Raw genomic sequence first — 23,343 nt, forward strand, 5'->3', positions numbered from 1 at the left:
CGTTCCTTTTGCCGACTGTCAGACTGAAACCGTGATGCCTGCCGAATGCGGTGGGCCCGCAGGCCGCACCACGATTTCCACCTGCTGGCCCAGCGACGCCAGCGTCTGCATCAGCAGTTCCAGCGAGACGTTCCGGAGTCTTTCGCGTTGCTCGGGCGTGACGACCGGCCGGGCCATCTCCGCGAGCGCCGCAGCCTCGTCTTCGCTCAGGCCGCGCGAGACGGTCAGTGCGTTGATCTTCAGGACGAGCGCGGATTTGGCCGACAGTGCGCCCGCGTCATCGAGGCCGAAGTCGGCCGGCAAGGTGCCGGCACGTTGTCGCGAGTCGTTGCGATTCATTGCGCGCCTCCCGTGATCACCGAGAACGTCGGCCGCGGCTGGCCTGTCGAGCGATCGGCATCCTGGCCGATATCGTCGCCGGGCGCTTCTTCGATCGGCGTGACCACCAGCCGCTTGTGCATCACCTCGATCCGCAGGCGCTGCCCGGGTTCGAAACCCGCTGCGTCGATCCAGCGGCCGGACAGCTTCATCCACAGATGGAGGGCCGGCGGTGCCGTGTCGGCGAGCCTGAGATGTGGAACGATGCGGCGAGTCTGAAAAGACGTGCGAGCGGGCATGGAACAATCGTGAAAGCGAACCGGTGCGTTATGATTCCCGTCAGCCATGACTGACTCCTGTACTGAGTGGGTTGTGGTCAGCGGCCCGCGCGTGGTAGTGCACGCGCGGGCCGCGCTCGTTTACGCAGTGGATTTCGATCGGCATCCCGTCACATGGTTGGCATGGCGAAATGAAATGGCATTCCAGGCGAAAACGTGCAATCACTCTAGCCGAGATCGGCCGGCATCAGGTGTCGGTCCGGAGCGTCTTCGTCTGCACTGACGGACACACCGATGTCTTGCAGGCTTGCTGCGAAACGATTCCCCGGCGATTGCGCCGGCGGGCCGTGTCGTCACTTTATTGACGATATGTCAGAAAGCGTGTCGGTCGAATGCTCCGATTCGCCCGCCACACGTCGCACGAGGATGTCATGGGCGTCGTGCAGGGCCGCCCGAACTTGCGCGGGAAGCCGCCGTGCTTTCCGTCACGGCGGCAGCGAATCATGCGTGCAGCGTGTCCATCTCCCGGCCCGGCTCGCCGTGGTCGAGGCGCGGATGTGACGCAGCGATGCCGCGGCCTTTCGGCCGACGCGCGTTACTGGCCGAAGCGGTCCGCCACGGCGTCCTTCAGCCGTGCGGCAGTGATCTCGCCCATGTGCGATTCGACGAGATTGCCTTTCGCATCGAAGAAGAGCGTCGTCGGCAACCCGCGCGAACCATAGGCCTGCATCGCGTGCAGCGTGCGATCGAGCAGCACGTGATCGAACCGCAGCCCTTTTTGTTCGAGGAACGCGCGCACCGCTTGCACGTCTTCGCCCTGGTTGACCATCAGCACCGTCATCCCCGGATGATCCTGCTGCGCTTGCGCGAGGATCGGCATTTCGCGCTGGCACGGCGGGCACCACGTGGCCCACAGGTTCACGACAACCGGCTTGCCTGCGAAGCGTTGCGCAGGCACCGGCGTGGCGTCGAGCGCTTCGAGCCGCAACGCGGCAAGCGGCGGCGCGCCGTGCTGCAACGTTGCGAGCGTGCCCTGCGCGATGCCCCACGCGGCGAGGCCCGCGAGCATGCCGGCCATCACCGGGCGACGCAGCGCGGGCAGGCGGCGCAGGCGCCAGCCCGCGAACACGATTCCGGCCGCGAGGCCGATGCGCCAGTCGAAGCCGCCGTCGCCGAGCGCGACGATCGAGCGCGGTGCGGCGGCGTACTCGTGCCACCACTGCGCGACGTAGCCGATGCGCGCGGCGATCAGCCCGAGCAGCAAGGTATCGAGGATCAGGCTCGATGCGGTCTTGTGCTGGCCGTCCGGCGGGCGGCGCTGGACGAAACGGGCGACGAGCCACGCGAGCAGCGCGGCGACGGCCACCGCGACGACGCGGATCGAAAAGGGACCGATGCTTAACATGAGCAGGAAAGGGGCGACTTGATCGAGCGGGGGGCAGGAGGACGATGATCGGCCGATGAACGCGATGCGGTCAACGGTCGTGATGCGATTCGACATGGCCCGATGTGTGCGGGTTCCCGGCGCGGCGTGCGCATATTCGGGATGCCGTCATTGTTCGGTCAGTGCGCGGTCGTTCAGGCTGGTTTGATGATCGGTTGCGAATCGCTCGTCGACAATGCGGTCACCGGTCCGGCGTGGTGTCCGCCGGTGTCTCGAAAGGGATCTCTGCCTGACGGTCGGTTCCCCCGAGCGGCTGCATTCCCGTCGTTTCACATGCAATCGTGAATGCGTTGTGGCGGTGGGTGGGCTCGGCCGCGATCCGATTCATGCCGGCTGATTCGACGGAACGGGATCGTCGCCGGATACGGGCACCGGGCAGTCACTCGCGCACCGCGTGGCGCCAGGTTGGTGGCAGGCACAGGGTTCCGATGAAGGCAACACATATGAACCGTCGTTGCTGATCGGCCGACTGATGGCTGAGCATTTGTGCAAGCGTGGCTTGCGACCGTATTCAGGAATTCGGAGATGCTGTCATGCCGCGCGCCGTGAGCGGCGGGGCATGGCCGGTGACTGGCGGGCAGGCTGCAAGGCCCCGGTCGGCGACGATCGTTGCGTGCGACATCCGCATCGTCGCCGGCGGATGAGCGCGACCGCTGCCGCCCGGCGGGCCGCGTATTCGCGGCCGGCCGGGCGTCGGGCATTACTGCGTCTTCGTCTGCGTGGCGTTCGCCTGTTGCGCGCCGGCCGCCGGTTCGAGCGTCGTCAGCGTCTGCTCGGTGAACTTCTCGTACAACCAGTTCATGCGCGTATCGTCCATGCCGCCGGCGATGCCGCCGAGCGCGTACGAAGCCGATACCTTGAAGCGGTCGATCTGATGATTGTCGGCGTCGACGAGCGTCACGGTGCCATCGACGTGATCGTTGCCCGCCATGAAGCCGAACATGACGGCCGAGAAGCTCGAGCGCACGCGAATGCCGTTGACTTCGACGTTCAGGTGCATTGCATCGGTCGAATCCGCTTTTGCCAGCAGCTTGCGTGCGTCCAGTGCGCTTTCGATTTTTTCCTGCAGTTTCTTCGCGTCGAACTTCAGGTTGTCTTTCAACGCTTCCTGCGCGGTATTGTCGAGCGTGACCTTCACGACCACGGGTTTCGTGCCGAATTTCATCGTCGATGCGGTCACGGCGGCCCCCGCCGGATCGCTGGCGTCGCGTGTCACGCTGCTGGCGCAGCCCGACAGGAAGCCGATCGTCACCAATGCCAGAGCGGCATGACGGAATACAGATTTCATGATTTGGTCTTTTTAGTTCGGGTTATTTGAGATGGCTCTATGGCCGGGCGCGAATCTAGCACAGGGCGATCCGGTTCAAATGGTCGAATAGATCGAACATGCCATTTGATCCGGATTCGTCGCGGCCTTCGGCGCCGATGCAGACTTGCGCCGCTCACGTGACGGCCGATGACGGCGCACGGCTCGCCGGAGCGACCGGTTCCACGCGCAAGCGGGAGGCCGGCTTCCGCCGTGGCAGCACCGGCTATGTGCCTGTCGTCACGGGTTGTTACCCGGCGCCGCCCCGCCGAGCCGATATGCCGTGAAGAACTCGTACCACGGCGACCCTTCCGCGACCGGCACGTCGAGCGCCGCGGTCCGCCGCTTCAACGCGCCGAACACGTCGTTGATACGCGCGGCCTGCCCCGCATCGTTGAACGGATGAGGCCGTGCCCGGCCGGCCGCGAACGCGCCATATGCAATCGCGAGCAGGCGTGCGCTGTCGTCGGTCGACGCGATCGATTCGTTGATCGCTTCGGCGAGGCGCGGCCGGTCTTCGGCGCGCGATCCGGACAGGCACAGGAACACGATCGCCGACAGTTCGTGCAGGTCCTTCACGCGCAGCAGCGCCGGCAGCCGCGCGACGATTCGCTCGACCGGCTCGTCGCGCAGTGCGTCGCCGAAGTCGAGCACGGCGGTCATCGGGTTCGTGTCCGCTGTCAGGCGATCGAGCGCCGACGGTGCGGCCGACGTGCTGGCGCCGTCCGGCGACGCTGTCGGCGCAGACCGCAACGCATCGGCCACCTGCTGCGTCCATTCCGGAAAGATCATCCGCACGTTGCCGAACTGCTCGCCGCCTTCCGCCGCCGGATTCCATCGATACACGATCGTGCCGCCGCGAATGAACGGCGAATACAGGTGTTCGGGCGTTTGCGGCAGCGGCCGCCGGTTGATCGGCAGCCAGGCGAGCGTCAGCCAGTCGTAGCGGCCGGTGGCGGGCACGGCAGGGCTCGAGCTCGCGACGACCTGCCACGTGCCGCGATTCGCGTAGCGACGCCGCGCGTCGGGCACCGGGACGGTCCGGCCTTTCGCGGTGTCGAAGTACGTCGTGCCGGTCACGTTCGATCCGCTGTCCGCGGCCGGCGTGATGGTGGCGATGACCCACGACACGCCGTCCGCCGAACGGTAGTCGGACGGCTTCAGCGTCGCGACGTCGTGCACCATGCGCGTTTCCGCCGCGACGGGGCTCGGGGGGAGATTGGCGGGCGCGGCCAGGATGCTCGGCATGGGATGTCCTCGGAATCGGGTGCGTATCGCCGGGCGGGGGCGACGCGCGGCGGCGCGGATTGTTTTATGTCACTGTAGAACGTCGCCGCCGGAAACGGAAACCGGCCGCGCGGCACAGCCTGGTCGCGCGTTCCGCCGCATCGGCTTACCATGCGCATCCTGAGCCAACGACGCACACCGGGCGGGAGCGCGCATGACCGACACGAAAGCCATCACCGAACACTGGACACAGGTCGCCGACCAATGGATCGGCTGGGCCGGCAAGCCCGGGCACGATGCGTTCTGGAAATACCGCGCGGGGCTCGCGGCCTATATCGGCCGCGACACCGGCCGCGCGCTGGAGATCGGCTGCGGCGAAGGCCGCGTGAGCCGCGAACTGAAGGCGCTCGGCTACGACGTGACCGCGACCGACGTGGTGCCCGCGATGCTCGACGCCGCCCGTCATGCGGATTCCGCGCATCGCTACGAGCTGGCCGACGCGGCGTCGCTGCCGTTCGACGCGGCCAGCTTCGATCTCGTGATGGCATACAACGTGCTGATGGATCTCGACGACATGCAGCGCGCCCTGAGCGAGGCGCGCCGCGTGCTGAAGCCGGGCGGGCTGCTGTTCATCTCGCTCGTGCATCCGTTCCGCGATCGCGGCGGCTTCGCGGGGCCGCAACCCGATGCGCCGTTCGTGCTGAAGGGCAGCTATTTCGGGCGCGAGCACTTCGACGGCGTGGAAACGCGCGACGGGCTGTCGATGCATTTCGCCGGCTGGTCGCTGCCGCTGCAGGCGTATATGGACGCACTGGAAGCGGCCGGGTTCGCTATCGTGTCGCTGCGCGAGCCGCCGCCCGACCACGCCGATACGGATCAACTGAAGCAGTGGGCGCGCGTGCCGCTGTTTCTGTGGATCAAGGCGCGGCCGGTGGGGTGAGCGCGGGTGGTCAATGTCGGGCGACGACGATGGGTTCGCCTGTACGGAAGAGAACACAAATTGACGCGTTGAATTGGTAGCCGTGGGGATACAGCATCCGATGGAATGACGGATCTTGTGTCCCCTGGGCGACTGTGGCCTGTCGACGTGAGACGGCCAGCATTCCGACACCCATTTTCGTCCGTTTCAGCGCAACAGCTCCTTCCGGTAGAGCACGGCCCCGGGTTTTTCCGCGACGGTGTCGTAGAGCCGCATCGCCGTGTGGTTCGATTCGTGTGTTTGCCAGGACACGCGTTCGGCGCGATGCGCACGCGCGGTGTCGTACACGGCTTCGATGAGCGCGCGGCCGACGCCCTTGCCGCGCTCGCTGTCGAGCGTGAACAGATCCTGCAGGTAGCAGACCGGCCCGGCGTGCGTCGTGCTGCGGTGATACAGGAAATGCACGAGCCCGACGAGCTTGCCGTCGCGTTCCGCGACGAAAGCATGGACGGGCTCGTAGCCGTCGAAGAAGCGCGACCACGTGAGCTGCGTGATGCGCATCGGCAGGGCCGTATCGTTGAAGCGGCCGTAGAAGCGGTTATAGCCGTCCCACAGCGGCAGCCACTGGTCGTAGTCGTTTTCAGCGACCGCGCGTACGGTCAGTCCTGTTTCGTTGGCGTTCATGTTGGCGGACCTTTCGATGAGAAGGGCGCGCGCCTCCGATCCGGCCGGCGCGTCGCAGGTCTCTACGATAGGACGTTCGCGGCACCATCGGTAGGCCCATGACGACTACATTTCATGGTGCCACGGCCAGCGGTCGAGCATCCGCGCAACAGGCTCATGAAGACGCGGCAACACGGTCGAGATGAGTCGACGGCTCGACCGCGATCGCGATCTTTCCTCGAACACCGTGGCGGGGACTTTCGAGCCGGGCATGGGCGAGCGGAATATCGGCAAGGGAATAGACGGCGCCGACGTGTGGCCGCAGCTGTCCGCGCGCAACCAACGCGCTCAACTCATCCAGCTTGCCGCGGTTTTGCCTCGTGAAAACGAAGTGATAGCTCGCGTTCTTGCCCCAGGCCTGAATGACGTTTTGCGGCTGTGCGATGTCCACGATCGTGACGACGCGGCCAAGCTGTGCGAGCGCGTCGGGGCTGCGCGACAAGGTGTTGCCGCCGATGGTGTCGAACACGACGTCGACTCCGCGGCCGCCCGTGGTTCGCATGACGGCGTCGACGTAATCGTCCTTTTCGTAGTCGATGACCTCATCGGCCCCCAGACTTCGGGCGAATTCGACGTTGGCTGCGCGCACGGTCGTGAACACCCTCGCGCCGATGGCTTTGGCGAGCTGGATCGCCACATGGCCGACGCCTCCCGCGCCACCGTGTACCAGAATGCTTTCCCCCACGCGCAGCGCCGCACGCACGACCAGTGCTTCCCATGCCGTCCCGCCGACCAGGGTCAGGCTTGCCGCTTCGAGATGGCTCAGTGACGGCGGCTTCTTCCCGACGATGTTTTCCGCGGCAACGTGGTACTCGGCATAACTGCCCGGCCCGTCGAAGATTTGCGGGGTGTACCAGACTTCGTCTCCCGGAGAGAAGGCCGTCACACCCGGCCCGACTGCTTCGACCACGCCGGAGACGTCATGCCCGGTAATGGCCGGCAGCGGCACCAGGTCGGGATAGTCGCCACGCCGGACCTGATAGTCCAGCGGGTTGATGGACGTCGCATGGACGCGGACCAGAACTTGTCCCGTGTGCGGCACGGGCTTGGGTACGTCACGCAGTTCGAACGATTCCGGGCCGCCAAATGATTTGAGCATGAGCGCTTTCATTGGAACTCCTTGTTTCGACAAAAAGAGATATCGGGAATTATCGATATGATGCGGTAAAAAATTACAGCTCCTTGCCAATGGCCTTGGCAAGCGCACTGATGGCTGCTTCGTTGCGCTTGTAGTAGGTCCACTGGCCGATGCGCCTGACCTTGACCAGGCCGGCGCGTTGCAGCGTGGCAAGATAATCGGACACCGTCGACTGCGACAGCCCGACACCCTCCTGAATGCTGCTGACGCAAACGCCCACCGTGAGCACGTCCCCTTCGTCCTGCGGAGGGAAGTTTTTCACGGGATCCTTCAAGCCTTGCAGGATCTCGAGACGAGTCCGGTTCGAGAGGGCCTTGAAAATGTCGAGCAATTCCATGGCGCGGAGTATATCGAGATTTACCGATATGTCAATGTGAGGGGCATCCGCCGTTTGGTAGTGTCCAGGGCTAACCGGTCTTCGAAGGCCCCGCGTTGCTGCCGCCATGCCACCCGAACGCGGCCGTCTGTCGCCATCCGGGTCGCCCCCGGTTTTTCGCGTCATGAACGAACACCACGCGCCGAATCCGATTGTCGAGGTGCTGCGAGCCTACTGGAAGGCCGATCGCTGGACGCTGCTGACGGTCGCGGCGGTCGTCGTGCTGTCGAGTGCGAGCGCCGTCGCCGCGCCCTATCTGTTCTCGCGCCTGATCGACGCGCTGTCGCATCGCGGCGTGCTCCATGCGCTGATCCCGGGCTTTGTGCTCTATGCGGTGTTGCTGGGCCTGTCCAGCGCGCTGCAACGCGTGGTGCAGTACCTGTCCTTCATGAGTTCCGAGAATCTCGGATTCATCACCGGCACGCGCTTCTTCGAACGCATCCTGAAGAAGACCACGGCCTTCTTCGTCGAACACAATCCGGCTGAAATCCAGAGTGCGAACGAACGCGGCAGCCGCGCGCTGTCTGTGCTCGTGCAACTCGCGCTGATGGAGCTGATCCCCGGCACGCTGCAGATCGTGCTGACGCTCGCCACGCTCGGCGCGCTGATCAATTTCGAGGTCGTGGCCATCACGGCCGCCTACGGCGCGGTCGCAGTGACGATCGCGATCGTTGCCGCGCGGCGCTCGCGCGCGTTTCTCGACCGCGCCATCGAGGCCGGGCAGGAGAATGCGCGTTTCGTCGGCGGCGCGATCAATGCGATGGAGACGCTTCGGCATTTCGGCAGCCATCGGTGGATGAGCGAACGTTTCTCCGAGAAAGCGCGCGTCGAGCGCGACAGCTGGCGCGCATACGTGCTGCAGCACGTCGGCTATCTCGCGCTGCTGGGTCTCTGCCTCGCGGTCCAGTTCTCGGTGACGTTCTGGTTGCTGCTGCCGCGCCATGAAGCCGGTGCGCTGTCGATCGGCGACATCGTGCTGTTCAACACGTTGCTGTTGCAACTGAACCTGCCGTTCGAAATGCTCGCGCGCTCGATCGACGAGAGTGCGCGCTCCCGCGCGGCCCTCGTGCCGTTCGCGGCGCTCTGGACGGCACCCGAGGAGCGGCAGGTGTCGCACGCATCGGCGTTCGTGCCGCGCGAAGGGCGCGTGGTGTTCGATCATGTCGGCTACGCGTACGGCAACGGGCGCGGCGTGACCGATGTCGATTTCGTCGCCGAGCGCGGGGCCGTCACGTTCATCGTCGGCGAAACGGGGGCGGGGAAATCGACGATCTTCAAGCTGGCGCTGAAGTCGATCGAACCGACCGGCGGGCGCATTCTCGTCGACGGCGTCGATCTCGCGGACATCGACCGCGCCGACTGGTACGGTGCGGTCGCCGTCGTGCCGCAGGACGTAGTGCTGCTGAACGAAAGCCTGGAGGACAACATTCTGCTCGGCCGGCCGCACGATGCTCGGCGTTTGCGGGAAGCCGCTGCGAGGGCCGCGATCCTGACGTTCATCGACGGCCTGCCGGACGGCTTCCGCACGACGGTGGGCGAGCGCGGGCTGAAGCTGTCCGGCGGCGAGCGCCAGCGCATCGCGATCGCCCGGGCGCTGTACGGCAACCCGACCGTACTGTTTCTCGACGAGGCGAGTTCCGCGCTGGATGAAGCGACGGAGCGCGACATCATGGAACACGTGCGACTGCTCGCGCGCGATGTCACGGTGATCGCGATCACCCACCGGCGCTCGGTCATCGGCGCGGCCGACAAGGTCGTGCGGCTCGGCCGGGCAGGCGTGCCGGCCTGACACAGGCACGCAACCGCGTCGCCGCTACCGTCCCTTACCCGCGCATCGGCGGGTTCAACCGCGCGAACGCCGCCTGCCGGCGATACGGGAAGTACGGATAAGGCGCTTCGACGGCACTCGCCGCATCGAGCTTCGCGACCTGCGCATCGGTCAGCGCCCAGCCTGCCGCGCCGAGGTTCTGGCGCAACTGTTCCTCGTTGCGCGCGCCGATGATCACCGACGACACGGTCGGCCGTTGCAGCAGCCAGTTCAGCGCGATCTGCGGCACCGTCTTGCCGGTTTCCTCCGCGATCGCGTCGAGCACATCGACCACGTCGTACAGTCGCGCTTCGTCGACCGGCGGCCCGTAGCTCGCCGTTTCATGCAGGCGGCTGCCTTCGGGCAGCGGCGCGTTGCGCCGGATCTTGCCGGTGAGCCGGCCCCAGCCGAGCGGGCTCCACACGAGTGCGCCGAGGCCCTGGTCGGCGCCGAGCGGCATCAGGTCCCACTCGTAGTCGCGGCCGACGAGCGAGTAGTAGACCTGGTTCGCGACGTAACGCGACCAGCCGTGCCGATCCGCCACCGCCAGCGACTTCATGATCTGCCACCCCGCGAAGTTCGACACGCCGATGTAGCGCAGCTTGCCCGCGCGCACGAGATCGTCGAGCGTCGACATCACTTCCTCGACCGGCGTGCCCGCGTCGAACGCATGAAGTTGCAGCAGGTCGATGTAGTCGGTGTCGAGGCGGCGCAGCGCGTGGTCGACCGCGCGGATCAGTCGCGCGCGCGACGTGCCCGCGTCGTTCGGGCCGTCGCCGGTCGGCAGGCCCGTCTTCGTCGAGATCAGCACCTGGTCGCGACGTCCCTTGATCGCGGCGCCGAGCACGCGCTCGGATTCACCATCCGAATACACGTCGGCCGTGTCGAACAGGTTCACCCCGGCTTCGAGGCAGATGTCGATCAGGCGGCGCGCTTCGTCGACGCCGGTGTTGCCCCATGCGCTGAACAGCGGGCCGGTGCCGCCGAATGTGCCGGCGCCGAAGCTCAGGACGGGAACCTTGAGGCCGGAGCGGCCGAGGGTGCGGTATTCCATGGCGGGTTTCCTGTGGATGATCGAAGCGCTGGGGCGGACGGCGGTGACATCGAGCGTTGCCGCACTGTATCGCTTGCGGACATTTCGGATAATCGGGCAGGCTTCGAAAATATCCTTCGGAAGGAGCGAACAATGCTGCTCGACAATCTCGCGCTGTTCCTGCGCATCGTGGAGAAGGGCGGGCTGGCTGCGGCGGGCCGCGAGGTCGGGCTGTCGCCGGCCACGGTGTCCGAGCGACTGACGGCGCTCGAGCGTCACTACGGCGCGGCGCTGCTCACGCGCACGACGCGCGCGATCAGCCTGACCGACGAGGGCCGCACGCTCGTCGACGGCGCGCGGCGCCTGCTGGCCGAAGCCGACGAACTCGAAAGCCGCGTGCGGCTGGGCGTGCAGACGCTGTCGGGGCCCGTGCGGCTGAGCGCACCGGCCGATCTCGGGCGCGAGCGTGTGGTGCCCGTCGTCGATGCGTTCCTGGCCGAGCATCCAGGTGTGACGGTCGACCTGCATCTCGGCGACGGTTACGTCGATCTCGTCGGGCAGGGGCTCGACTTCGCGATTCGCCGCGGCACGCTCGCGGACAGTTCGCTGCGCAGCCGCTCGCTCGGCCGCGCGCGGCGCGTGGTATGTGCGTCGCCTGCGTATCTCGCCGCGCACGGCACGCCAACGCATCCGGACGATCTCGTTTCTCACGACTGCCTCGTGATGCGTTTCGGGCCGGACCTGTATGCCGAATGGCCGTTCAGCATCGATGGCGAACCGAAGCGCGTGATGGTACGCGGCCGGCGCGTGGCCAACGACGGCGCGCTCGTGCGGGCGTGGTGCATCGCGGGGCATGGCGTCGCGCTGAAGTCGCTGGTCGACGTCGAGCAGGATCTGGCGTCCGGCGCGCTCGTCGAGATCCTTCGCGACTTCTCGCCGGGCGACGTCGACTTGCAGATCGTGTATCCGGGCCGTGCCGCGCAGCCGACGCGCGTGCGTGCGCTGATCGACCGGCTGGCGCAGGCACTGACGGCGGCGTGACGCAGATTACACGGGCTGTCGCGAAACGTTGAAGCAGCGATCCCGCTGCTTTTGCGTCGCGTGTCGATGCAACGCCCGTGCACACCACATCGCCAGCAGCAATCGTCCTTCAAACCGATTGCCCACACTTCGTCATTTAGCTAATATTCGAAACGTCAAACGAAACCGCACCCCATGGACGACGTTACCCGCATCAGCGCCCTGGCCAACGAAAGCCGTCTGGCCGTGATGCGCTGGCTCAAGCAGCCGCGCAAGCATTTCCCGCCGCAGCCGCACGGCGACTTCGACGAGCTCGGCGTGTGCTGCACGTACATCACCGAGAAGCTTGGCATCGCGCCGGCCACGACCACGCGCCACATGCGCATCCTCGCGGATGCCGGGCTCGTGCGGGCGACCCGCGTCGGCAAGTTCACGTACTACAAGCGGATCGACGGCGCGCTGCAGCAGCTCGGCCAAGATCTTTCGCAACTCTGATTCCATTTCCCCCGAGGCAACCGACATGGACGAACTTGCACTGCTGGCCGACGCCGACCGGCGCGCGCACGCGTATCTGGCCGCAACCGGCGAGCGACGCGCGTTTCCCGACGCGGCCGCGCTGGCCGGCCTCGCCGCCTTCGACGAGCCGCTGCCCGACGCGGGCCGCCCGGCCGACGACGTGCTGCGCCTGCTCGACGAGCACGGCACGCCCGCGACGGTCGCGTCGAACGGCCCGAACTACTTCGGCTTCGTGATCGGCGCGGCGCTCCCGGCTGCTGCCGCGGCCGAGCGACTGATGCTCGCGTGGGACCAGTGCGCGTCGTCGTACGCGAATTCGCCGGTCGCGGCGACGATCGAACGCCAGGCCGCGCGCTGGGTCGTCGATGCGCTCGCGTTGCCCGAAGGCAGCGCGGTTGGGTTCGGTACGAGCGCGACAGCCTGCACGCTCGTCGCGCTGGTGGCCGCGCGGCGCGCGCTGCTCGCGCGCAAGGGCTGGGATATCGACGAGGACGGGCTGATCGGTGCGCCCGAAGTGAAGGTCGTGATTTCCGCGCTCGCGCACATCACGGTGAAGAAGGCGCTGCGCGTGCTCGGCTTCGGGATGAAGCGCATCGTCGTCGCGCCGGTCGATGCGCACGGCCGCATCGACCCCGCCCAGTTGCCGCCGCTCGACGACATGACGATCCTCTGCGTGCAGGCCGGCGAAGTGAACACCGGCGAATTCGATCCGTTCGCGGCGCTGATTCCGCCCGCGAAGGCGGCCGGCGCATGGGTGCACGTGGACGGCGCGTTCGGCCTGTGGGCACGCGCGTCGTCGAAGCGCGCGCTGACGGACGGCATCGACGGCGCGGACAGCTGGACGACCGACGGCCACAAGTGGCTCAACACGCCGTACGACGGCGCGATGGTGATCTGCCGCGACGCGGCGGCGCTCGCCACCGCGATGAACAGCGATGCCGTCTACCTGAGCGGCGCGCAGGATGCGCAGAAGAACCTGAACCTCGAATTCTCGCGGCGCGCGCGCGGCATTCCCGTGTGGGCTGCGTTGCGTGCGCTCGGCCGCGCCGGCGTGGCGACGATGGTCGAGCGGCATTGCGCGCAGGCGGCGCGGGTTGCGGACGGCCTGCGTGCGGCCGGCTACGAGGTGCTGAACCGCGTCGTGCTGAACCAGGTGCTCGTGCGCGCCGGCACCGATGACGAAACCGCGGCGATCCTCGAAGCCGCACAGGCATCGGGCGACGTGTGGTTCGGCGCGACCGTGTGGCAGGGGCGGCCGGCGTTCCGGATCAGCGTGTCGTCGTGGCGCACGGAAGATGCGCACATCGATCGGCTCGTCGCGTTGCTGACGGCGTTGCGCGGCGTGCACGTGCGCTGAGCGTCGCGCGGCGTCCGCGCCCGTCACGTCGGCGGGCGCAAGCTTCGTGCATTCGATGACGTGCAGCGCGGCACGCACCATTCGCATCGACGCGCTCGCGCGACGAACGGGGGCGTGTGAGCCGCGTGCGACGGCGGTGCGGATGCCACGGCTGCCAGCGTGAAAATGTCGGACAATAGCCGCTGCGCGCGCCGCGCCGGCGCAGCGTTCAACCGATGCATTCACGCTTGCGAGATCCCCATGTCGACTCCCTTTCCCCGGGAACTGCTGAAGGCCGCCGATATCGCGAAGATGGAACCGACGCGCGCGGTGCACTCGCTGAATCCCAATGCCGTCCGGCTCAAACGACAACTCAGCGACCTGACCGGCCTGACGCAATTCGGTATCCACCTGCTCACGCTGATGCCCGGTCACGAATCGGCCGAGTATCACCGTCACCTGTACGAAGAAGAATTCGTCTACGTGCTGTCCGGCACGGGCTCGGTCACGATCGGCGAACGCGTGAGTGAAATCGGGCCCGGCGACTTCATCGGCTTTCCGCGCGGCGGTGAAGCGCACACGGTGCAGAACACCGGCGATGCACCGCTGGAGCTGCTCGTCGGCGGGCAGCGGCTCGAACACGATGTCTGCGAATACCCGCGTATCGGCAAGCGGCTTTATATCGCCGGCGAGCTTGAAGACTACGTCGAGCTGCCGAAACAGCCCTGATTGCCGATCGCATTCGCAATGTCGAATTCCGTATAAAAAACCGAATCAATTACCTCTTGTTTAGATAAACAAAATAAAAATTCGTAAAAATACGGGGTAGAGAAACCACGTTTATTTGGGCACGCTTGTGCGCATTGTCCGTTCCCGGGTGCCGGCATTTCGACCTGCCGGCGTGTCTTTTTCGGGCATCCGGGTACGGAAATAAATACACGCGTCCGGCAGTTTCGACCGATTGACCGCGTACGCGACAAGTCACGAAAAGATTCCTGATTTAAAGCTCAGTAGTTCGAATCAGCGGCTTGATTCAAGAACGAAACGGAGACAGGCGATGTCGAGGAACTGGGGGTTGAGAGCGGCGCTGCTGGCGCTCTGTGTTGGCTTGGCTTCGTGCGGGGGCGATGGCGATTCGCCGTCGGCAGCCGCTTCGAATCTGTCGGCCGCGGCACAGTCGCAAGGCAACGAAGACGGCAACGGCGGCAACAGCGGCAACGGCAATGGAAACGACAACGACAACGCAGCATCGAAGAAGAACGCCGACATTCGCGTCGTTCAGTACGTCAATCCGCTGATCGGCACCGACTACGCGACCGACCAGCCGGCCGACCCGGTCGGCTCGGGTCTGGGCGGCGGCACGTTCCCGGGGCCGACGGTCCCGTTCGGGATGATGCAGTGGAGCCCGATGACGCCCACCGCCCAGTACGACAGCCGCAAAGGCGACGGCTCCGGCTTCTCCGGCGGCTACTGGTACGGCGACACGTCGATCAACGCATTCAGCATCCTGCACCTGAGCGGCACCGGCTGCTGGGCGAACGGCGGCTACCTGAACGTGATGCCGCAGCTCGCGCCCGGCGACGCCGGCACCCCCGCCAGCTTCAGCCACGCGAACGAGACCGCGCAGGCCGGCTATTACGGCGTCACGCTCGGCAACGGCATCAAGGCCGAACTGACGACGACGCTGCGCACCGGCTTCGCGCGCTTCACGTATCCGGCACTCGCGCAGGGCCAGCAGGCGACGATCGCGATCGATCCGACCGTGCTGAACAACCGCGCGCAAGGCTCGACGGGCGACACGATCAGCCAGGTCGGCGACCGCGCGTTGTCCGGCACGATCGCGGGCGGCGGATTCTGCTGGGCCGGGCATGCGGTGCCCGTCTATTACTACGCGGAATTCAGCCAGCCGTTCGCGGTGAAGCCGGCGCTGTCGAACGACAGCCCCGCGGCGTTGACGTTCAATGTCGACCGCAAGCACCCGGACGTGATGATGAAGCTCGGCATTTCGTTCGTCAGCGAAGCGAATGCGAAGGCGAACCTGCTCGCCGAGAATCCGGGCACCGACGCGCAGGGCAACCGGAACTGGCGTTTCGACAAGGTACGCGGCGCGGCGAGCGCCGCGTGGAACGCGCGCCTGAACGCGATCCAGGTCACGGGCGGCAGCGACGCCGACAAGACGAAGTTCTACACCGCGCTGTATCACGCGTCGCTGCACCCGAACGTGTTCAACGACGTGAACGGCCAGTATCCGGACTTCTACGCGTCGAACGGCGCATCGGCCGCGCCGACGCGTCAGGTCGAGCAAGGCCGCACGATGTACGCGAACTTCTCCGGCTGGGACATCGACCGCTCGTTCATGCAGCTTCAGGCATTGCTCGATCCGGTGCGGACCAGCGACATCGTGCAGTCGCTCGTGCTCGATGCAAAAGCGTGCGGCGCGTTCCCGCGCTGGGCGTACTTCAATACCGAGACGGCCGTGATGCCCGGCGATGCGGGCTCGATCATCGTCGCGAACGCGCATGCGTTCGGCGCGACGAACTTCGACACGCAGGCCGCGCTGTCGATCATGAAGCGCAGCACGACGCCGGGCGCCGCATGCGCCGGCACGCCGGTGATGGGCAGCCGCGCGGATTACGACCGGCTCGGCTACGTGCCGTCGTCGGGCCCGGGCGACAACCAGACCGCGTCGAACACGCTCGAATATGCAGTGCGCGACTTCGCGGTGTCGCGCTTCGCGACAGCGCTCGGCGATACGGCGACGGCCGGCACGCTGCTGAAGTCGAGCGGCAACTGGCAGAACCTGTTCGACAGGAACGCGATCGAGCCGAAGACGTCGGCGGGCGCGTGGGTCACCGACGGCACCGGCTTCATGGAAGGCAACTCGGAGCAATACACGTGGTACGTGCCGCACGATCTCGGCGGCGTGATCGCGCAGGCCGGCGGCGCCGCACCGGTCGTCAAGCGGCTCGACACGTTCTTCACGCACCTGAACATCGGCACCGTGCAGCCGTATTTCTACGTCGGCAACGAAGTGACGATGGCCGTGCCGTGGGTCTATGCATGGGCGGGCGCGCCGTCGCATACGCAGCGCGTGCTGCACGCGTCGCTCGCGAACGAGTTCGGCACCGGTGCGGCCGGGCTGCCGGGCAACGACGATCTCGGCGCGATCTCGGGCTGGTACGTGTGGGCCGCGCTCGGTCTCTACCCGGTCGTGCCGGGCGTGAGCGGCGTCGCGCTGTCGAGCCCGCAGTTCGAGAAGATCGTCGTGCGCGTCGGGCAGCAGGACGGCAGCTACCGCCTGCTGCACATCGTCGCGCCGGGCGCGGGTTCGGGCGATGTCGCGTCGTTCTACGTGAAGTCGCTGAAGCTGAACGGCGCACCTTACCCGACCGCGTGGCTGCCGTTCGAGCACATCGCGAAGGGCGGAAAGCTGTCGTATTCGATGACGGCCGACGCGAGCGCGGCGACGTGGGGCACCGACGCATCCGCGATGCCGTCGTTCCCGCAGGCGGCCGGCGCGCCGTAACGGTCGAGAGGATCAACGAGCGGTTCTTGCCGACAGGATCGACGCAGAGAGAGGGAGGGACGAACGGATGAAGCTACGTCATGTGGTGGGTATCGGGTGCCTTGCCGTGTTGTCGGGGTGCGGGGGCGATCAGACTTCGACGGATGCGAGCGTGCTCGCGCAGATGTCGAACGCGCAGGGCAACCGGAACGACCAGGGCGATCAGAACGACCAGGGCGAGAACGGCGGCGCGGGCAAGCGATCGCTGCTGCGCAGCGTCGATCCGATGATCGGCACCGCGAACCTCGACATCAACGCGGACTGGAGCAGCGGCGTGCGCGGCCACGGCCACGTGTACCCGGGCGCGACCGTGCCGTTCGGCATGGTGCAGCTCGGGCCGGACACGACCGGCGGCGCGCACACGCTGCCGTGGAACTGGGATCGCACGTCCGGCTATCAGTACGACGATCCGCTCATCACCGGCTTCACGCACACGCACCTGTCGGGCACCGGCATCGGCTCGGGCGGCGAAGTGCGGTTCCTGCCGACGCTGGCGCCGGTCGACACCGCGACGCTGGCCAAGGTGGCCGCCGATGCGTCGATCACCTACAACGCGTCGTTCAGCCACGACGACGAAACCGCGAGCCCCGGCTACTACCGCGTGAAGATGGCGCCGGTCGGCAGCGGCAACACGCCGTGGAACGTGAAGAGCGCGAAGATTCTCGCGGAGATGGCGGCTACCGCGCACGCGGGCGTGCATCGCTACACGTATTTCCCGAGCGCGGCTGCGCAGAAGCGCAGCATGATCGTCAGCATCGATAACCCGATCGGCGGCTCGACCGCGAGCGGCAAGATCCGGGTCATCGACGCGCAGACGATCGCCGGCTGGGAGATCACGAACAACTGGGCGAACAACAAGCCGACGTATTTCGTCGCGCGTTTCTCGAAGCCGTTCGATACGAAACACGTCGCGTTCAGCGCCGACGGCTTCAAGGCCTACCTGACGTTCGCCGACGGTAACGACAGCGGCGCGGTTACGGTGAAGGTCGGCATCTCGCCGTCGAGCATCGCGGATGCACAGGCCAATCTCGCCGCGGAAGTCGGCGCGAAGTCGTTCGATCAGGTGCGCGGCGCGGCCGAACGCGTGTGGGCCGACGCGCTCGGACGGATCAGGATCAAGGGCGGCAGCGCCGACCAGCGGACGATGTTCTATACGTCGCTGTATCGCACGATGCTCGCGCCGACCGTCTACAACAACGCGGACGGCAGCTACGTCGGCACCGATTCGACCAACGACGGCACGACGTCGCCGCCGACGACGAGCAAGCACGCGAATCCGGGCTTCGACTATTCGTCGACGTTCTCGCTGTGGGACACCTTCCGTGCCGAGTCGCCGTTGATGACGCTGGTGCAGCCCGAGCGCGTCGACGGCTGGGTCAAGTCGCTGCTCACGCAGTTCAGGCAGAACGGCAAGGGCGAGCTGCCGGTGTGGCCGCTCGCGCAAACGGAAACCTTCACGATGGCCGGCCACCCGTCGATCCCGCTGATCGCCGATGCGTACCTGAAGCACCTGACGAGCGCGGGCATCGACGACATCTGGATCGCGTTGACGACCACGCAGGGCGCGAGCGCGCACGGTTTCGACCAGTACCGCCAGCGCGGCTACGTGGTCGCGGGCGACAACGCATCGGTGTCGACGACGCAGGACTATGCGTTCGACGACTGGGCGACGGCCGCGGTCGGCAAGGCGGCGGGCAAGAGCACGGCCGACTACCGGCCCTACCTGCAGCGCAGCCAGAATTACCGGAACGTGTTCAACCCGACGCTGAACAACGGCTGGAAGTTCTCGCAGCCGAAGGATGCGCAGGGCAACTGGGTGGCGGGCTTCGACCCGACGGCGGCGGAGAAGACGGACTTCTCCGAATCGAATGCGTGGATCGATACGTGGAACATCTTCCACGACTTCCCGGGGCTCGTTGCGTTGCTCGGCGGGAAAAGCCAGTTCATCGCGCAGCTCGATCGCACGTTCGATCCGGCGAACCCGCTGACCTTCCTCGGCAACCAGGGCTTTCCGGACCTGACCGGCCGCAGCGGCCAGTTCTTCGCCGGGAACGAGCCGGCGAACCATCTGCCGTACCTGTACGACGTCGCGGGCATGCCGTCGAAGACACAGGACCGCGTGCGCACGGTGATGGACGACATGTATTCGCTGACGTTGACGGCCGGCGATCGCGCGCTGCTCAGCGGCGACAGCCTGAAGGCCGCGCTGGCCGACCCGCGCCGCGTGCGCGATTCGGCCATTCCCGGCAACGACGACTGCGGGCAGCTGTCCGCGTGGTACGTGCTGTCCGCGCTCGGCATCTATTCGCTGAATCCGGTGGGCGGCGTGTTCTACCTTGGCACGCCGCTGTTCGCGGAAGCGACGATCGACATCCCGGTTGCATCGGGCGGCGGAGACGGCGGTGCGCTGAAGTTCGGCAAGTCGCGGCGCTTCACCGTGACGGCGCACACGGCCGGCGGCGGCGCGCCGTCGTCGGTCAATCGCTATGTGCAGTCGGTGAGCCTGAACGGCGTGCCGCTGCATCGGCCGTACATCACGTACGACGAGATGAAGGCCGGCGGCACGCTCGATTTCGTGATGGGGGCGACGCCGAACGATGGTTGGGTCAGCCAGTGGAACGGTCAGGATCCGAACAGCGCGCTCGCACCTTCGCTGACGTTGGCAGGGAAGTAGCGGCAGGCAACAGCAAGCGGCCCGCATCGACGCGGGCCGATTGGCTTCATCCGGCGGCGCCGGTTTCGAGCGGATCGGCATCTTTGCGGCCGTCTTATCCGGCCGTGTGGGGCAGTTGCCGGATCGTCACCGGGCCGCTGAGCGACTGCTGGGGCAGCAAGGGGCTGATCGTCGCCGGGATGCGGGTGCGGGCGGCAAGGCGTGCGCCGGCCGCGCTGACGGGGCGGTTGCGCTGGCGGCTCGTGGCGAGCGTGTTGCCCGGTCTCGGCACGGCGATGGTCTGTCCGGGCCTGATTGCCGCCGTGTCCGATGCGGCCGATGCGTCCGATGCGTCCGATGCGTCCAGGCCCGGCTGGCTGGCGCGCTCGCTCGCCGAGCGTGTATCGGTCCTGATGCGATCTCGGCTGTGCGATCGGCGCGTTGCCGGCAGCCTGGATGGCCGGCCGATTCGGCTTCGCCGGAGCGATCCTCGTGGTGGCCGCGGTGACTTTCGCGTCTGGGAGACGCCGTCGCGCTTATGATGCGGGAACGCCACTGACAGGGTTCCCCGACATGGACGCGCCGCTTCCGCCGATTTCTGCCCCGATTCCCGAAACGGAACCTGAAACCGAAACCGTCGCCGAGCCGCGCGCGTCGCGGCTGCATCGGCCGGTCGCGCTCGTCACCGGATCGACGTCGGGAATCGGCGCGGCGATCGCGCGCCGCCTGGCGGCGGACGGTTATGCGGTGATCCTGCATTCGCGCAGTTCGGCGGACGTGGGGCGCGCAATGGCGCGCGAACTCGGCGCGGCCTACGTGCAGGCCGATCTCGCCGACGATGCCGAACGCGTGCGGCTGATCCGCGACGCACTGGCCGTGCACGGGCGGCTCGACGTCCTCGTCAACAATGCGGGCGTCAGCCGCGTGATTCCGCATGACGACCTTGCCGCGGCGACGCCCGACGTGTGGCGCGAGATGCACGAGATCAACGTGATCGCGCCATTCCGGCTCGTCGCCGAAGCGGAGGCTGCGCTGCGCGAGGCGGCGTCGCACGGGCGGGCCGGGTGCGTCGTGAACGTCAGTTCGCATGCGGGCGTGCGGCCGAAGGGCGCGTCGATTCCCTATGCGGCGGCGAAGGCGGCGCTCAATCACACGACGCGGCTGCTCGCGCGCACGCTCGCGCCGGCGATTCGCGTCAATGCGGTCGCGCCGGGGCTCGTCGATACGCCGCTCACGGCCGACTGGACGGAGGCGCAGCAGCTCTGGCGCGAGCGCGCGCCGATGCGGCGGGCGGCGGCGCCGGATGACATCGCGCAGACGGTCGCGATGCTCGTCGCGTCCGATTACGTGACGGGCGAGATCGTGATGCTCGACGGGGGGATGAACCTGACGTGATGCGGTGATGCGGTGATGCGGCGATGCGGCGATGCGGTGATGCGGTGATGCGGTGATGCGGTGATGTCGTGATGCAATGTCGCGGCCGGACAGCCGCGCGCAAGAATCATGCACGCGATTGCCGCGACCGCTTTCCTGCCCGCGTACGCGGATCAGCCGAGCCGCGACCGCAGTTGCGCGAGCGCCTGGTCGTGCGTGCGCTCGAACTTCAGCGGCGTGACGGCGACATACCCTTCGCCGAGTGCGACCGTTTCCGAATCCGGGTCGTCTTCGCGCGGCGCGCGGGCCAGCTTCAGCCAGTGATAGTCGATCTCGCGCGGATCGCGGCCCGACACGATCTCGACGCCCTGCAGCGTACCGGCCCCCTGGTTCGTCAACTTCAGGCCGCGCACGTCGTCGGCCGGCCGTGCCGGGAAATTCACGTTGAGGCACGCGTCGCTGTCCCAGCCGGCGGCGACGAGCCGGCGAATGACGTCCGGCGCATGCGCGAGCGCGGTGTTCCATGGCACCGCGTTGCGATCGGTGAAGGCCTGGCTCAGCGCGATGGCCGGTACGCCGACCAGCATGCTCGTCATCGCGGCGCCGACCGTGCCGGAAAACACCGTTTCGGTGCCGAGATTCGCACCGCGGTTCACGCCGGACAGCACGACGTCGGGCCGCGCGTCCTTCATCAGGTGGCTGACCGCGATCGCGACGCAATCGCCGGGCGTGCCGCGCACCGCGAAGCGGCGTTCGCCCTTGCGATGCACGCGCAGCGGTTCGTGCAGGCTCAGCGAATGCGACGTGCCGCTCTGGTCCTCCGCCGGCGCGACGATCCACACTTCGCGCGCCAGTTGCATGGCGACCTGTTCGAGTACTTCAAGGCCGGGGGCGTCGAATCCGTCGTCGTTGGTCAGCAGGACACGGTCGAAAAGCGGGCGGGTTTCTTGCATTGGGACGATCCTCACGGAGATGGGCGATGAGAGGGAAGGGCGGCGTGGCGCAAGCCACAAGGCTAGCATCCCGGCGCGAGAATCGTCGTGTTGCGTCGTCGGCGCGGACATGAAAACGGGCGCATTGTGCGCCCGTTCGTCGGTTGAGATGCCACGTAAGCGGCGATCGGCCCTTCCGGCGGCTAGCCCCGCGAATGATTATTTCCAAAACAGGAGAATGTGCGTTGCCGGCCGGAGCGCGAGATCGGTCGTCGCTCGTCCCCTTGGGGGACGGCTGGCAACGCACGTTCACAAGCCCGCTATCAGCGGGAACAGGCCCTATCCGATCAGATGCCGCAGCAGCCCCGCCGACGCGACGCCGACGATGACGGTCGGCAGGATCGACAGGCGCGTCGCCGCGAGCAGCGTGATCGCGAGCGCGAGCAGGTCGGCCGGCCGCGTCGACACGAAGGCTGGCGCGATCACCGAGATCAGCACGCAGCCGGGCACGTTCTCCATCACCGATGCCATCCGCGGGCTGAGCGTGCGGTTGCGCAGCAGCACGTAGCCGAGGATGCGCGACAGGTAGGTCGTCGACGCCATCAGCACGATCGTCGCGACGGTGCTGAAATCCGGAAGCTCAGGCATCGCGCGGCTCCCACAGCAACGCGGCGACGAGCCCCGCGCATGCGCCGGCCGCGACGTACCATGCGCCGGGCACAGCCAGGTGCGTGGCCGCCGCGACGACGAGGCTCACGAACCACGGACGGCTCGCGCGCATTCCCTTCCACATCCCGCGCAGCAGCACCAGGAATACGGCCGTGAACGCCATGTCGAAGCCGTACTGCTCGACGTTGCCGATCGTCGGGCCGACCGCCGCGCCGAGCGTGGTCATCGAGATCCACGTCAGGTAGAGCCCGATACAGATGCCCGCGTAATAGGGCACGCTGATGTGCGTGGCCGAGCGCGAGCGCGCGTCGGCGAGCGACATCGCCCAGCTCTCGTCGCACATGAAGAACAGCGCGACGAACGCGCGGCGGCGCGGCAGGCGCCGGATGTACGGCTCGAACGCCGCGCCCATCAGGATGTGGCGCGAATTCACGAGGAACGACATCGCGACGATCAGCGCGATATGCGGCGGCGAGGTCCACAGATGGATCGCCGCGAATTCGGAACCGCCGCCGAAATTCAGGCCCGTCATCATCGGCACCTCGAACAGGCTGAGCCCTTTCTGCGCGGCCTGCGCGCCGAGCACCAGCGCGAACGGCACGAAACCCAGCATGACGGGCAGCGCCGCGCGCAAACCGCGGCCCATCTCGGCGACATAGGCGGGCTTGTCGCGAAGCCCGGACGACGTTGAAACGCTACTGCTCATTAC

The 23,343-nt window shown here is 66.9% G+C and carries 21 protein-coding genes and 1 pseudogene; 10 read left to right on the forward strand and 12 right to left on the reverse strand.

The window, feature by feature from the left end:
- Positions 1–18: 18 nt before the first annotated feature.
- The 5 genes from APZ15_RS26005 to APZ15_RS26025 all read right to left on the reverse strand — a co-directional run bounded on the left by APZ15_RS26005 (position 19) and on the right by APZ15_RS26025 (position 4,594).
- Entirely contained in the window at positions 19–339 is a 321-nt protein-coding gene (locus APZ15_RS26005) for a helix-turn-helix domain-containing protein (RefSeq protein WP_027789997.1), read from the reverse strand.
- Positions 336–617 (reverse strand): SymE family type I addiction module toxin, encoded by a 282-nt coding sequence (locus APZ15_RS26010; protein ID WP_226153309.1) that lies wholly within the window; start codon positions 615–617, stop codon positions 336–338. The genes APZ15_RS26005 and APZ15_RS26010 overlap by 4 nt, the downstream gene beginning before the upstream one ends.
- 574 nt (positions 618–1,191) lie before the next feature.
- On the reverse strand, positions 1,192–2,001 hold the full coding sequence (locus tag APZ15_RS26015) for a TlpA family protein disulfide reductase (RefSeq protein ID WP_027789995.1): 810 nt from the start codon (positions 1,999–2,001) through the stop codon (positions 1,192–1,194).
- Between the two features lie 739 nt (positions 2,002–2,740).
- On the reverse strand, positions 2,741–3,328 hold the full coding sequence (locus APZ15_RS26020) for a DUF4410 domain-containing protein (RefSeq protein ID WP_027789994.1): 588 nt from the start codon (positions 3,326–3,328) through the stop codon (positions 2,741–2,743).
- Between the two features lie 258 nt (positions 3,329–3,586).
- Entirely contained in the window at positions 3,587–4,594 is a 1,008-nt protein-coding gene (locus tag APZ15_RS26025) for a hypothetical protein (RefSeq protein WP_027789993.1), read from the reverse strand.
- A gap of 193 nt (positions 4,595–4,787) precedes the next feature.
- Here APZ15_RS26025 and APZ15_RS26030 point away from each other — a divergent pair, with 193 nt between their 5' ends.
- Positions 4,788–5,513, forward strand: coding sequence for a class I SAM-dependent methyltransferase (locus APZ15_RS26030; RefSeq protein ID WP_027789992.1), 726 nt, complete (start codon positions 4,788–4,790; stop codon positions 5,511–5,513).
- A 186-nt stretch (positions 5,514–5,699) separates the two neighbouring features.
- Here the strand turns inward: APZ15_RS26030 and APZ15_RS26035 are convergent, their stop codons facing one another.
- The 3 genes from APZ15_RS26035 to APZ15_RS26045 form a co-directional block, all read right to left on the reverse strand.
- Complete coding sequence (locus tag APZ15_RS26035) at positions 5,700–6,176, reverse strand: GNAT family N-acetyltransferase (protein WP_027789991.1); 477 nt, start codon at positions 6,174–6,176, stop codon at positions 5,700–5,702.
- A 154-nt stretch (positions 6,177–6,330) separates the two neighbouring features.
- The gene (locus APZ15_RS26040) at positions 6,331–7,326 is read right to left on the reverse strand and encodes a zinc-dependent alcohol dehydrogenase family protein (protein ID WP_027789990.1); all 996 of its coding nucleotides are present in this window, start codon (positions 7,324–7,326) and stop codon (positions 6,331–6,333) included.
- A gap of 61 nt (positions 7,327–7,387) precedes the next feature.
- Positions 7,388–7,690 (reverse strand): ArsR/SmtB family transcription factor, encoded by a 303-nt coding sequence (locus APZ15_RS26045; protein ID WP_027789989.1) that lies wholly within the window; start codon positions 7,688–7,690, stop codon positions 7,388–7,390.
- A 163-nt stretch (positions 7,691–7,853) separates the two neighbouring features.
- On the opposite strand from APZ15_RS26045, the gene APZ15_RS26050 reads away from it, so the two are divergent.
- Positions 7,854–9,518: an ABC transporter ATP-binding protein gene (locus APZ15_RS26050; protein ID WP_027789988.1), complete on the forward strand. Its 1,665-nt coding sequence runs from the start codon at positions 7,854–7,856 to the stop codon at positions 9,516–9,518.
- 34 nt (positions 9,519–9,552) lie between these two features.
- Here the strand turns inward: APZ15_RS26050 and APZ15_RS26055 are convergent, their stop codons facing one another.
- The gene (locus APZ15_RS26055; RefSeq protein WP_027789987.1) at positions 9,553–10,590 is read right to left on the reverse strand and encodes an aldo/keto reductase; all 1,038 of its coding nucleotides are present in this window, start codon (positions 10,588–10,590) and stop codon (positions 9,553–9,555) included.
- Between the two features lie 132 nt (positions 10,591–10,722).
- On the opposite strand from APZ15_RS26055, the gene APZ15_RS26060 reads away from it, so the two are divergent.
- The 8 genes and pseudogenes from APZ15_RS26060 to APZ15_RS26095 all read left to right on the forward strand — a co-directional run bounded on the left by APZ15_RS26060 (position 10,723) and on the right by APZ15_RS26095 (position 21,054).
- The gene (locus APZ15_RS26060) at positions 10,723–11,610 is read left to right on the forward strand and encodes a LysR family transcriptional regulator (protein WP_027789986.1); all 888 of its coding nucleotides are present in this window, start codon (positions 10,723–10,725) and stop codon (positions 11,608–11,610) included.
- 174 nt (positions 11,611–11,784) lie between these two features.
- Positions 11,785–12,084, forward strand: a complete 300-nt coding sequence (locus APZ15_RS26065) for an ArsR/SmtB family transcription factor (protein ID WP_021160594.1) — start codon at positions 11,785–11,787, stop codon at positions 12,082–12,084.
- Between the two features lie 25 nt (positions 12,085–12,109).
- Entirely contained in the window at positions 12,110–13,462 is a 1,353-nt protein-coding gene (locus APZ15_RS26070; protein ID WP_027789985.1) for a pyridoxal phosphate-dependent decarboxylase family protein, read from the forward strand.
- A 240-nt stretch (positions 13,463–13,702) separates the two neighbouring features.
- Positions 13,703–14,170 carry a cupin domain-containing protein gene (locus APZ15_RS26075; RefSeq protein WP_027789984.1) on the forward strand — a complete coding sequence of 156 codons (468 nt, stop codon included), beginning with the start codon at positions 13,703–13,705 and terminating at the stop codon, positions 14,168–14,170.
- Positions 14,171–14,498: 328 nt separating this feature from the next.
- Positions 14,499–16,967 carry a GH92 family glycosyl hydrolase gene (locus APZ15_RS26080; protein WP_027789983.1) on the forward strand — a complete coding sequence of 823 codons (2,469 nt, stop codon included), beginning with the start codon at positions 14,499–14,501 and terminating at the stop codon, positions 16,965–16,967.
- Between the two features lie 67 nt (positions 16,968–17,034).
- A complete protein-coding gene (locus APZ15_RS26085) occupies positions 17,035–19,680 on the forward strand; it encodes a GH92 family glycosyl hydrolase (RefSeq protein ID WP_027789982.1) in 2,646 nt (881 codons plus the stop codon).
- 55 nt (positions 19,681–19,735) lie between these two features.
- Positions 19,736–20,218, forward strand: a pseudogene (locus APZ15_RS26090) (MFS transporter); the annotation flags it as partial.
- A gap of 14 nt (positions 20,219–20,232) precedes the next feature.
- Positions 20,233–21,054 (forward strand): SDR family NAD(P)-dependent oxidoreductase, encoded by an 822-nt coding sequence (locus APZ15_RS26095; RefSeq protein WP_027789980.1) that lies wholly within the window; start codon positions 20,233–20,235, stop codon positions 21,052–21,054.
- Positions 21,055–21,206: 152 nt separating this feature from the next.
- Here APZ15_RS26095 and surE read toward each other — a convergent pair whose 3' ends face one another.
- The 3 genes from surE to APZ15_RS26110 form a co-directional block, all read right to left on the reverse strand.
- Positions 21,207–21,986, reverse strand: coding sequence for a 5'/3'-nucleotidase SurE (surE, locus tag APZ15_RS26100; RefSeq protein ID WP_027789979.1), 780 nt, complete (start codon positions 21,984–21,986; stop codon positions 21,207–21,209).
- 318 nt (positions 21,987–22,304) lie between these two features.
- A complete protein-coding gene (locus APZ15_RS26105; protein ID WP_027789978.1) occupies positions 22,305–22,613 on the reverse strand; it encodes an AzlD family protein in 309 nt (102 codons plus the stop codon).
- On the reverse strand, positions 22,606–23,340 hold the full coding sequence (locus APZ15_RS26110) for an AzlC family ABC transporter permease (RefSeq protein ID WP_027789977.1): 735 nt from the start codon (positions 23,338–23,340) through the stop codon (positions 22,606–22,608). The genes APZ15_RS26105 and APZ15_RS26110 overlap by 8 nt, the downstream gene beginning before the upstream one ends.
- Positions 23,341–23,343: the final 3 nt, after the last annotated feature.

Source organism: Burkholderia cepacia ATCC 25416 (assembly GCF_001411495.1).
In the GTDB taxonomy this organism is placed as follows: Bacteria; Pseudomonadota; Gammaproteobacteria; order Burkholderiales; family Burkholderiaceae; genus Burkholderia; species Burkholderia cepacia.